Source organism: Bacillus sp. V3B (assembly GCF_024494465.1).
Classification (GTDB): Bacteria; Bacillota; Bacilli; order Bacillales; family Cytobacillaceae; genus Bacillus_BD.
In genome coordinates this window covers 41,693-53,695 of sequence record NZ_JAETXM010000024.1, presented here as the reverse complement: position 1 = coordinate 53,695, position 12,003 = coordinate 41,693, and the positions used below count along the sequence as shown (strand labels likewise).

The window sequence follows — 12,003 nt, the reverse complement described above, 5'->3', positions numbered from 1 at the left end:
GTTAAAGAGGGGTTTTAAATTAACACTTTTGGAGACCCAACCATCGTTATTAGCTGATATGCGAACATCTTTTATCCTATTTAGTGAGTTCTAAGAATCTCACTCAAGTGATGGCTATTCAGCAAATTTGTGTTTGTTCCACATTCATTATCACGTAGTTTAATCGATTTAACGATAAACGAAATGGTCAAGGGTACTTAGAATTCCAATCATATACCTTTAGTGAAATAGCTATTTCACTTTCATTAGTATTATGATTTTAGGTCAAGAGTTTTTAATTAGCCTATTATTATTTTTCGTCTATCATAACGATTTTGCAAATTAGGTGTCCAATTTATCTACAACACCGACTATGACTTCCTTAATAATATAGACTTTATCTTATCACTCTATTCCGCTTGAATGCCTCCCTTGTATTCAATTTTTTTCTGCTCACTTTCATTCTCTTAATTGTTTTCCTTATCTTATAAAACTGAATTTATAAGACTAAGTAGTTCCAATTAATTTTGAAAGAGTATAGCTTTTCGTTCTTAAATATTTTTCGGAACGAACACTATATGGTTGAGCCTCCAAAAGTGTTAAAGCTTTATTTCTTTTTCTTTTGTATTATCTTTTCTACACTTATAGTATAGCTCATCATTTCAATAATGTAAACGCTTTAATTATGAATATTCTGCGAACATAACTCTCTGTTTCATTTTTATGTAAACAAAGGACCGTATCAAATGAAGTCATTTCCAACCGCCCTTTTAAAGCTACAATTCCAAAAAATATTACACCTTGTCAATAATGAAGAAACAAGACATCTTCCTATTTTTGTTTCATGACCCAAGGTAACTTTGGAAGTGGAAAAGGTCTATGATCAGTGAGAGTGAGAACACTTTGCAGTGAGTTGCTTTCTATTCTATCCATATTCTACATTCCTCCATCGTTGTCATTTCATTCATTATCATTAGGAAATTACCAAATTCTCAAATATCACTAAGCCCATCAGACGATCTACCTGGTTTTTAGTAGATGAATACACCAAAGGGTCATTTATAACAATGCAAGTGTAGAAAACGAATGAAAGATCTATTTCTGAACAATATTATAAACGAAAGGAGTGTGGAACATGAAAAAACAAAAACATACTGAAGAACCAACAATTGCTGAAGGAATGAACACTGAAGACGAACTAGATCGGGAAGCAACTTCACAAGAAGTTTCTAAAGGCGAATATACTAAAGTCGTCACTTTATCTCTAGATGAGCACGACCCAAGCTAATTTACATCACTATTTAAATTAGTAAGAAAAATGCGGAGCTCATAAAACTCTCCGCATTTTTTAATAAACTCCTGATCCTATATACTTTAGACACTGGCTATTCTTCCACATAAGGATCATGTTCAACAGCAGGTAAATCTCCAAATTCTGTCATGATTCCTTCTTCATCAAGGCTATCTTCATACTGTTCATGCTGCTCATTCGGATAAACCATTATATTTTTTCCTTCAATATCATTCCCAACAAAGTTCTCAAAGTCTTCAACATAGCCAACATTTTCTTCATATTCTATATTCGTGTCATTATAACTCAAAGGAGGAACTTCAAAATCTGAAGGAGATTCAGAAGTTCCCCACGACGCAACTTCCTGCCAAGCGTCTTCAGCATCGTATCCTACAGATTCATCCTGTTCATCCATATCGAATTTTCCAAATGGTGGCATTACTACTCCTTCTTCAATCGGTCGGTTATGGGAAACCGTTTGGTCTAGACTATGGTCTTTGCAATATAAGGTAGTTGGAATGGCTTCTAGTCTTTCTAAAGGAATATCCTGTTGACAAGTTAAGCATTTTCCATACGTTCCTTTTTCCATAGCAGTAAGTGCCGCTTGAATATTTTCAAGTTCATAATCTAGATGTTGATGCAATGCGATATCCTTTTCACGCTCATACAACTCAGTTCCTTCATCACCAGGATGGTTATCATAACTTGATAATTCACCCATTGACTCATGGTAATGACCTTCATTTAAATCGAAATTATTATTTTTCTCTTGTCTTTCATTAATATCCTGTTGCAAATCTAATAAAGTGGAACGGAAGGCAGCTATTTGGTTTTGATCTAATGTCATTTCATCAATCCTTCCATTAGAGAATTTTTCTTCATTAGTATGATCTTATGGCATAAAAAAATAGATATTAAATTAAACCGCTTAAACCATGAATTGGTAGAATTTTTCTTCTTAAAAAGGATAGGATATAGTTACAAAAAAGAATAAAAGAATAAAAAAGAAGTGAAAATCCTGTCAGGTTTTGACTATCTCCACTTCATACTTTTAATTAATACTGGGATCATTAAACTTTCTTAAACGAATAATAACTCATACACTTCATTCAATTGGCGGGCTCTCTCGTAGTCCTGTTCCTGATTAGAATAGTCGATTGCCTCAACCAATATTTGATTCAAATAATTATTTTCTTCCTGTGTTAAACCATCGACAAACTTTCCCTCGGTTGGATAATTTTCAGTCGAAATCCTATCGAAAATTCTCTTTCCGACCGCATCATTCTCTGTATGCGCAGACAGTATTTCTCGCAAATATCCTAGTGATTGATCCATTGGTTACACCCCTTAAAAGATATATAAAGCAAAGAAGACATATAGATAAGGTTAGTTTCTACAGAAAAATCAAATTAATACCTATCAAAATAAGCGCCAGGCAACATCCAAAAAATGGATGTTGCCTGGCGCTTATTTTGAGCTCTAACAGCACCTAGAAATTAATACTCCCTTATATCACTGTATTTAAAAGTGTGACAATCTAGGGCTTAGATACATAGTTTATAGTAACATGCATGAATGAAGTTCCGTTTTACCAAATCAATCTACTCCCTTGATAAAAAGCTTTTTAGGGAAAAAGTGAAAGTTTAAGGAGAGGAGAGGAGAGGAGAGCAACGAATGAATAAATTTAAAGAATATATACATGAAGGACTCATGTATAAACTTTATGTTCCGAACGGTTCTACCAAAGAAAACTCTCTGCCATTAGTCGTCATGCTTCATGGTTGTGAACAGGATCCTGATCAATTTGCTGAAGAAACAAAAATGAATCAACTAGCTGAAAAAGAAAATTTCATCGTCCTCTACCCCACAATGAATCGCTGGTATAATCCTCTTTTCGATACTCCCCATAAATTCAATCTCGCTGGATGCTGGAACTGGTTCTTAGATGAAAACCAACATCGAGGAAAAGGACTTCCTAAAAATATAGTCGACATGATCTATGGTGCAGAAAGAAATGTAAAAGATAATAATAACTTTTCTATTGATTGGAACAAAGTTTATGCAGCCGGCTTTTCCTCAGGTGGGGCAATGGCCTGTATCCTTGGAGTCACATACCCTGATATATTTAGCGGAATTGCCGTATGTTCCGGGTTGCCCTATCAGGCTGCAAGTACAAATTTGTGGAATGACCCATGGAATAGGGAATCCGAAATGGCCATGAGAAACGGGGTAAAAGACCCCTATGAGTGTGGAAATAAAGCCCTTAATGAAATGAAAAAGGCATTTACCGAAACAGGGATCAAAAGAAAAATTCCCATGATTGCTTTTCATGGCATGAATGATACGACAGTTCATCCGAAAAATGGAGAACAAGTCGTTACTCAATGGGGGCAAACCCATAACCTCATAGAGGGTGGTCAAGATAAAGTGAACTTGGCCCCTACTACTATCAAAGTAGATACAATAAAAAATGGCAGAAGCTATACCCAAGAGGTTTATAACGACAGTAATGATGATCCTTTTATGGAACTTTGGCTGGTCCATGATATGGATCATGGATGGTCTGGAGGAAGTGAAACCGGGAAATTCACCGATCCTCTTGGACCAGATGCCACATCAATGATATGGGATTTCTTTCAAAAGGTCAGTCCCTAACTACATTAAAGTAGCTGTGGACTGACCCCTGATCTAAATTATTTAACTTCTGTTTTTTTGATTTGTTTACTTCTTAATTGTCCACAAGCGGCATCAATGTCCGTTCCATGTTCTTGGCGAATTTTACAATTGATGCCTCTCTTTTTTAACGTATCATAAAACGATAACACCGACTCCTGCTCACTTCTTTGATATTGACTATGTTCATCCACAGGATTATACGGAATTAAGTTCACATATAGTTGATCTTTCATATGACCAAGAAGATCCCCAAGTTGCTCCGCTTCTTCTTTATGATCATTCACATCCTTTAAAAGGATATATTCAATCGTCAGTCTTTTGTTTGTTTGCTCTAAATAATATTCAAGTGACTCCATTAACTTTTCGATTGGAATCGCACGATTAATTTTCATAATACGAGTTCGCAGTTCATTATTTGGCGCGTGCAACGATATGGCTAAGTTCACTGGTATTTTCGTATCTGTAAACTCATAAATCTTGTCAGCAAGCCCGCTCGTTGATACAGTGATGCGTCTAGGAGCGATCGCTAGTCCCTTATAATCAATCATAATTCGTAAAAAGCTTAACAGATTATCAAAATTATCAAACGGTTCACCAATCCCCATTACGACAATATGACTCACTATTTCCCCTTGACCCATTTTATCTAGATGCAGTTGAACATTCATAATCTGTTCGGCTATTTCACCACTCGATAAATCACGACTTTTTGCTAATAAACCACTCGCACAAAAACTACAACCAATATTACAGCCTACTTGCGTTGTGACACAAACAGATATACCATATTTATGTCTCATCATAACCGTTTCAATTAAATTTCCATCCAGTAATTTGAACAAAAACTTGATCGTTCCATCCGCTGATTCTTGCTTTACATGCTCGTTTAACGTTTGAATGCTATAGTGATCTTCCAATAATTGAATACATTCTTGATTCACATCCACCATGTCAGAGAAATTTGTTACACGCTTTCGATAAAGCCAATCCCAAACTTGTGATGCCCTAGACTTTTTATGGCCATGTTCCATAAGCCAATCTGTCAGTTGATCTATCGTTAATCCATAAATGGACTCTTTATTCATCTATTTCCCTCTTTTCATAACAATTCACCTATTAACGGCTATTTCTTCACTTCGAAGTAGCTTTTAACTACTTCGAATACTTTCTTTTTATGATTTTGTTTTTCATCTCTTACAGTAGCATGGAATCCGTACCATTTAGTATCTTAACATATTACATAGTATCCAGCATTCTAATAATGTTAATATCCCCTGCTGTTACACTCTTTATTTTAACAAGTGTCCCAACGAAATCAACAACTCTAAGCTTCCTTTTCTAAAAAAACCCCTATCATAATAACCCAGTATTTGATATTTCTCATAAGAAGATATCTTTAAAAACCATCTTACACCTAATACATTTATACAACGTATTGAAGGTTCTAACGTACTTGTTGTCGAACTCTTAAAAGCATACGATTCTTTTTTCTTAGAAAAAAAGGATCTGCAAGAAAGAAATTAAGGTTCGTTAAATTTAGAAAAAAGAGGGATGTAACATGCAAAGAGAAGTCGGCACTCCAGAAGAAATGCTTGAAGGATTGGGGCTTACACTTGTCCCATCAAGGAAACCTTTAGGGAATTACGTTAGTTGTGTACGTACAGGAAATTTAATCTATACCTCCGGCCAGGCTGTTGATCAATATCATGGAAAACTAGGAATGGACTTAACGATAGAAGAAGGATACTTAGCTGCACGACAAGCAATGATTAATCTTCTATGTATACTAAAAGATGAACTTGGTGAATTATCAAAGGTAAAAAAGGTTGTTAAACTTTTTGGAATGGTTCATTCAGCTCTGGATTTTACAGAACAGCCACAAGTGATGAATGGAGCTTCTGATTTATTAGTGGAAGTATTCGGTGAAAAGGGGAAGCATGCTCGCTCGGCAGTAGGAATGGCTCAACTTCCGAATAATTCTGCAGTTGAAATTGAAATCATTGTAGAAGTGGAAGATTAAATAGACAATACGATTATCTAGACTAAATTGAATGATGAGATCTAACTTATATCACATATAACGACATATATTTACAAAAATTCACAAAATGTTCATATTTATAGTATTCATAATAGCGCTTACATGGTAAAATAATAGAGAATTCTAAATGGGGGAATTCACAAAAAAAAACCAGAATTCTAAATGGGAGAGGGGATTTAAAATGGAAAGTGTTTGCGCTAAATGTAAAGTGGAATTTAAAGACGAGGATCAAGTAATTTTAGACATTCTGAATAAGCTTACTCATGAGAAGTGTTATGATGAAAATCCTGGTTTCATTACCACTTCCGGCAATTACAAAGAAATATTTGAAAGTTACGCAAGTTTAGTTGACTAATGAATTCAAAAAACAGAATTAGACCTCCAACAGAGTCAAACATTGACTCGCTGGAGGTCTAACCATAAATAAAGCGAACAGTGACAAACACTGTTCGCTTTATTTATGACTTTTCTATTGCATAGTCAAGAATGATGGATTCTAATACATCAATTCCATATAAGATATCTTCAAGGTCAGTATGTTCATTTGGGTTATGGCTAATCCCATCTACAGAGGGAATAAAAATAAGACCCACTGGACCTAATCCTACCATATTCATGGCATCATGTCCTGCACCACTTTGCATAATACGATACGGAATTCCCCTTTCCTCACAGATGTCTTTTAGATCACCCCTAAGGTCCTCTGAAAGTGTCACCGGTGACTCCATACTGATCACATTGTCTTCAATCTCAAGATGTCTTTTATTTTTCACAAGCAAAATAGTCTCACATAAATAGTCTAAAACCCTCTGTCTAGATTCTATCGAGGAAGACCTAATATCTATTTTCATCTCGATTTCACCTGGAACTACATTCATCGCTCCCGAGCGGACTTCCAAATCACCAACAGTCGCAACCGTCCCATATGTATGTTCTTGTATGGCTACTTTCTCAAGCTCTAAGGCAATCTCTGAAGCCCCAAGTAAGGCATCTTTTCTCATATTCATTGGAGTTGTTCCTGAATGGGATGCTTTTCCGATTATTTTCAAAATAATCCTTGCTGGTGCAGCAATGCCTGTAACAATTCCAATACTTTTATTTTCATTAATTAATAATGGTCCTTGTTCAATATGCAACTCGAAAAAGGCCTTGAATTCTTCTCCTTTTCGGCTTGCTTGATCAACACTATTATAATCAAGAGCACATAAAGAAAAAGCTTTTTCCATCGTAATTCCATTTCGATCTTTTAAGTGACGGTACTTTTCTTTTTCAATAAAACCAGCCATCGCCTTACTTCCCACTGTTGATACACCAAAGCGAGCTGACTCCTCACAGGCAAAAGAAATAATCTCAATCGGGTGATCGGTTTGAATTCCCTTTTCGTTAAAGCGTTTAATAATCTCAAGAGCCGCCGTTACACCAACCGTTCCATCATACTTACCCCCTTGGTAAACCGTGTCTAGATGGGACCCTATTACGACAGGTGGCAACCCGGCTATTCTTCCTTCTCTTCTTGCAATAAGATTTCCACAGTTGTCTAATCTCACTTCTAATTTTTCATCTTTGCATAGTCGCATAAATGCATGAGTACATGCCTGCTCTTCATTCGAATATGCAACTCTAGTAATCCCATGTTCTCCAGAATTGTACTGATTCATCTTGTCTAATAGTTCTTGATATCTTTTTTTATACATCATTCAAACCTCACCCTGTTTGGATTAATTTAATAAGAACCTCTTATATATTCATTTTAACTTTACCCATTCATTCGTTTTTATAAAAGAAAATAATCTTTTTACTTTCAATATTATCAAATCAAAAATTGGACGTTTTTTTACATCCTTGTCCATTCCTTTTTTCCAAAGCAGCATATGTATATAGTAACCGTAAATAAAGGAGGTGAAGTATAGATGTCAGATAAAAAAAGAAGACGTGACCGAGTGGATCAAGAAGATGTACTTGGTGTATTTGATCGTAGAGGAAACTTAGTATTGGATGTTGATAAAGTAATTATCCGTGCAGATGACGTGATTATTATTAAAGATGATGATGACAGAAAACGCCATGATAGACCCGATAGAAAAGACGATAGAAAAGACGATAGAAAAGACGATAGAAGAAGAGATCCTTGGTTCTTCTAAAGTAAATGCATTTAAGTGCCAGGCACCATCCCATTTTTGGATGGTGCCTGGCACTTGTAATAATAGTTATTTAATCGCGTTCTTCATATTACGTACATATTCCACAACATGTGGCACACAGTCCGAACCATATTGTGCTACTATTTTTACAATCGCACTCCCCACAATAACACCATCTGAAATTCCAGCCATTTTCGCTGCTTGTTCCGGTGTGGAAATACCAAACCCAATAGCACACGGGATGTCTTTGACCTCTTTTGCAAGCTTGATCATTTCTTCCACATCATTACTAATCTCCGTCCGTACACCAGTCACTCCCATAGAGGATACACAGTAAATGAACCCTTCTGCTTCGCTTGCGATTATACGGATGCGATTATTAGATGTCGGAGCAATCATTGAAATCAACGTAATGCCGTATTTTGTACAATAAGACATGAGTTCTTCTTTTTCTTCATATGGCACATCCGGAACAATGACAGCATCAACCCCAACTTCTTGACAGTTTTTCATAAATCGATCCGTTCCATACGTAAAGATTGGATTCATATAAGTCATAAATGCGACAGGAACATCGCTTGACCGACGGATTTTTCGCATCATGTCAAAAAGTTTATCCGTTGTGGCACCACCCGCAAGAGCACGATAATCAGCCTCTTGAATGACAGGTCCTTCTGCCATCGGATCAGAAAAAGGAATACCTAGTTCAATTAAATCAGCACCAGCCTCTGCCATTTGCAAAACCAATTGCTCCGTTATTTCCATTGATGGATCCCCTGCTGTTATAAAGGGAATAAATGCCTTACCATTTGAAAATATCTGTTGTATTTTATTCATAAATTTGCACCCCCTTGTAACGTGCTATTGCAGCAACATCTTTATCGCCCCTGCCAGAAAGACAGATAACCATGACTTGATCTTGACTCATCGTAGGAGCAAACTTTTTTGCATAGGCAACAGCATGAGCACTTTCGATTGCCGGAATAATGCCTTCCGTACGTGAGAGATATTCAAAGGCTTCTACTGCCTCATCATCTGTTACTGGTACATATTCTGCTCTTCCTAGATCACGCAAGTTTGCGTGCTCAGGCCCTACACCTGGATAATCAAGTCCCGCTGAAATGGAATAGACTGGGGCAATTTGCCCATACTCATCTTGACAAAAGTAAGATTTCATCCCATGGAAAATACCAACTGTTCCCGTTGCCATTGTGGCAGCCGTTTTATCTGTATCAGCACCCAGCCCAGCTGCCTCACACCCAATAAGTCGAACAGAAGCGTCTTCGATAAAGTCATAAAATGCCCCGATTGCATTACTTCCTCCTCCAACACAGGCAAGAACAGCATCAGGAAGCTTTCCTTCTGTTTCCAACATTTGCTGTTTAATTTCCCGGCTAATGACACTTTGAAAGTCGCGAACAATCGTTGGAAATGGATGCGGACCCATGACAGATCCAAGCACATAATGGGTATCGTCAACACGTTGTGTCCATTCACGCATCGTTTCGTTCACGGCATCTTTCAGTGTTTGAGTACCGCTTGTTACCGCATGCACCTTCGCACCTAGTAACTCCATTCGGTAAACATTAAGTGCCTGCCGATCTGTGTCTTCTTTCCCCATAAAGATCTCGCATTCCAGCCCCATAAGTGCAGCTGCTGTTGCTGTTGCCACACCATGCTGTCCTGCACCAGTCTCTGCAATGACACGTGTTTTCCCCATCCGTTTTGCAAGAAGTACCTGTCCCAATACATTGTTAATTTTATGGGAACCAGTATGGTTAAGATCCTCACGTTTAAGATAAACCTTTGCTCCACCCAAATCTTTCGTCATCTTTTCCGCATAATAGAGTCTTGATGGACGTCCAGCATAATTATTTAATAGATCATTTAATTCCGCTACAAATTCCGGATCGTTCTTAAAGTGATTGTAAGCTTCTTCAAGCTCAATTACGGCGTTCATTAGCGTCTCAGGAATATATTGCCCTCCGTGAATTCCAAATCTTCCTTTAGACATATGCACCAGTCTCCTCTTCATGATTTAATATAAAAAAGCCCTTATCCCTATAAAAAGGGACAAAAGCTTGCAACTTCTGCGGTACCACCCAAATTGACGATAAATCGTCCACTTATTCTGTATACTATGATATACAGCCCACTGATAACGGACAGGTCCCCGTAAGCGCCTACTCTCTCTAAATTTCAGGCTTCCCTCACAAGTCCATTCAGAATCATCCTTGCAACCGCATTTTCACCAGCTAGCGGCTCTCTATGTACAAGTCATAATCCTTACTACTCTTGCTCATCGGTTTATTATATTAAGAATATTCTAGCACTCATTTATATTTTTTGTCTACAATAATTTTTTACCATACATACTCACTGCATTTCACCACTTACTATATCCCAGCTATTCTTCATTTCTTCTCTTAACGTTTGAATTTCTATAGAATTATAATAGTTGAAAGATTTATAATATTTTTATATATTTTATTATAGAACTATGACAAAATAATTTTAAGTAAAGTTAGGAGATCTTAATGAAAGAGAATCATGTACGTTTGGGATTTAAAAGCTTAGGTAAGGATCTAAATATGAATACCATTAGCGCAGGGACGGTTGCCGCAATATTTGGATGTACAGGGCCTGCCATGATTGTCATTGGAGGAGCTACAAGCGGTGGCTTGACTTATTCTCAGACAATCAGCTGGCTGTTCGCTGCTTATTTTTTTTGCGGTTTACTCGGCATATTTTTATCTTTAAAGTATCGTATGCCCCTTTCTGGTGCTGCTTCCATTGCTGGATCTGTTTTAATGGCTGGGGCTTTAACTCATTTTTCACTAAATGAAGCAATAGGAGCTTACATCGTTGCCAATCTCCTTATCTTTGTTTTAGGTTTATCAGGTTTAATTGAAAAAGTGATGAACTGGATACCTGTTCCGATTGTGATGGGAATGATTGTTGGGGTCATGATTCGTTTTGCGACAGAAATGATTACCTCTCTCTCACTATCACCATTACTTGCAGGTTCAGCTATTTTAGTGTATCTGCTTTCTTCACGATTTTTGAAAAAGCTTCCACCTATTTTACCGGCGTTAGTCGTTTCTATTTTGCTAGCCTTTTTGACAAGTGAGTTTAAGGTCGAGACTATTCAAAGTGCTTTTATCCTACCTCAAGTAGAAATGCCATTATTTACTCTTGAAGCCATTGTGTCTATTTCCATTCCGCTTGCATTACTCATTATTTGTACAGAGAATGCACAAGCCACAGGCGTGCTATTGGCTCAAGGATACAAGCCTCCGGTAAGTGCTATGTCCAGTTACGGTGCAAGCGTCGGATTTTTCGCTTCATTCTTTGGTTCTCATGCTGCCAATATTGCTGGACCCATGACAGCCATCTGTTCGGCAAAAGAAACAGGAAAAAAAGAAAGCAGGTACGCAGCATCCGTTGTGAATGGAGTATGGTTTGCTATTTTTGGATTATTTGCATCACTTGTTGTTCCCTTAGTGATCGCCATGCCTAGTGCTATTGTGAGTGCAATCGCCGGATTAGCCATGCTAGGTGTTCTCTTAAATGCACTAAAAACAGCTTTTTCCAATAGTAAATTTCAAATGGGTGCTTTTTTTGCTTTTATTATCGGCATGTCTGGCGTCAACTTCTTCAACATTAGCGCACCGTTATGGGCCATTGTCGGAAGTTTACTAGTCTCTCTTCTAATTGAAAAGGACCATTTTGAATGGAAGTCAAAGAAAGATGAAAGAATGGAACCAATAGAACGAAAAATAAAAATAAGTAGGTAAACTTATTTACAAGAAAAAGGAAGGGCATACTCCCTTCCTTTTTTGGACTTTATAACGTACGCTCGTTAAAAATAAGAA

At 37.1% G+C, this 12,003-nt stretch carries 11 protein-coding genes and 1 other annotated feature; of the genes, 5 read left to right on the top strand and 6 right to left on the bottom strand.

The window, feature by feature from the left end:
- Window positions 1–1,114 precede the first annotated feature (1,114 nt).
- Window positions 1,115–1,267, top strand: coding sequence for a hypothetical protein (locus JMM81_RS18835; RefSeq protein WP_256243081.1), 153 nt, complete (start codon window positions 1,115–1,117; stop codon window positions 1,265–1,267).
- Window positions 1,268–1,364: 97 nt separating this feature from the next.
- Here the strand turns inward: JMM81_RS18835 and JMM81_RS18830 are convergent, their stop codons facing one another.
- Both JMM81_RS18830 and JMM81_RS18825 read right to left on the bottom strand, forming a co-directional pair.
- Window positions 1,365–2,117: a TraR/DksA C4-type zinc finger protein gene (locus tag JMM81_RS18830; protein WP_256243080.1), complete on the bottom strand. Its 753-nt coding sequence runs from the start codon at window positions 2,115–2,117 to the stop codon at window positions 1,365–1,367.
- Between the two features lie 233 nt (window positions 2,118–2,350).
- Entirely contained in the window at window positions 2,351–2,605 is a 255-nt protein-coding gene (locus tag JMM81_RS18825) for a sigma-G-dependent sporulation-specific acid-soluble spore protein CsgA (protein WP_256243079.1), read from the bottom strand.
- A 339-nt stretch (window positions 2,606–2,944) separates the two neighbouring features.
- On the opposite strand from JMM81_RS18825, the gene JMM81_RS18820 reads away from it, so the two are divergent.
- Entirely contained in the window at window positions 2,945–3,925 is a 981-nt protein-coding gene (locus tag JMM81_RS18820) for an extracellular catalytic domain type 1 short-chain-length polyhydroxyalkanoate depolymerase (RefSeq protein ID WP_256243078.1), read from the top strand.
- A 38-nt stretch (window positions 3,926–3,963) separates the two neighbouring features.
- On the opposite strand, the gene rlmN is transcribed toward JMM81_RS18820, so the two are convergent.
- A complete protein-coding gene (gene rlmN / locus JMM81_RS18815; RefSeq protein ID WP_256243077.1) occupies window positions 3,964–5,031 on the bottom strand; it encodes a dual-specificity RNA methyltransferase RlmN in 1,068 nt (355 codons plus the stop codon).
- A 473-nt stretch (window positions 5,032–5,504) separates the two neighbouring features.
- Here rlmN and JMM81_RS18810 point away from each other — a divergent pair, with 473 nt between their 5' ends.
- Window positions 5,505–5,966: a RidA family protein gene (locus JMM81_RS18810; protein ID WP_256243076.1), complete on the top strand. Its 462-nt coding sequence runs from the start codon at window positions 5,505–5,507 to the stop codon at window positions 5,964–5,966.
- 479 nt (window positions 5,967–6,445) lie between these two features.
- Here JMM81_RS18810 and JMM81_RS18805 read toward each other — a convergent pair whose 3' ends face one another.
- Window positions 6,446–7,684, bottom strand: a complete 1,239-nt coding sequence (locus JMM81_RS18805; RefSeq protein WP_256243075.1) for a Zn-dependent hydrolase — start codon at window positions 7,682–7,684, stop codon at window positions 6,446–6,448.
- Between the two features lie 213 nt (window positions 7,685–7,897).
- Between JMM81_RS18805 and JMM81_RS18800 the strand changes: the two genes are divergently transcribed.
- Window positions 7,898–8,128, top strand: coding sequence for a hypothetical protein (locus tag JMM81_RS18800; RefSeq protein WP_256243074.1), 231 nt, complete (start codon window positions 7,898–7,900; stop codon window positions 8,126–8,128).
- Window positions 8,129–8,194: 66 nt separating this feature from the next.
- On the opposite strand, the gene trpA is transcribed toward JMM81_RS18800, so the two are convergent.
- Complete coding sequence (trpA, locus tag JMM81_RS18795; RefSeq protein ID WP_256243073.1) at window positions 8,195–8,965, bottom strand: tryptophan synthase subunit alpha; 771 nt, start codon at window positions 8,963–8,965, stop codon at window positions 8,195–8,197.
- Window positions 8,958–10,142, bottom strand: a complete 1,185-nt coding sequence (trpB, locus tag JMM81_RS18790; RefSeq protein WP_256243072.1) for a tryptophan synthase subunit beta — start codon at window positions 10,140–10,142, stop codon at window positions 8,958–8,960. Before trpB ends, trpA begins: the two co-directional genes overlap by 8 nt.
- 52 nt (window positions 10,143–10,194) lie before the next feature.
- Window positions 10,195–10,440, bottom strand: a binding site (T-box leader).
- A gap of 225 nt (window positions 10,441–10,665) precedes the next feature.
- On the opposite strand from trpB, the gene JMM81_RS18785 reads away from it, so the two are divergent.
- Window positions 10,666–11,925 carry a benzoate/H(+) symporter BenE family transporter gene (locus tag JMM81_RS18785; RefSeq protein WP_256243071.1) on the top strand — a complete coding sequence of 420 codons (1,260 nt, stop codon included), beginning with the start codon at window positions 10,666–10,668 and terminating at the stop codon, window positions 11,923–11,925.
- The last annotated feature ends 78 nt before the right edge of the window (window positions 11,926–12,003 follow it).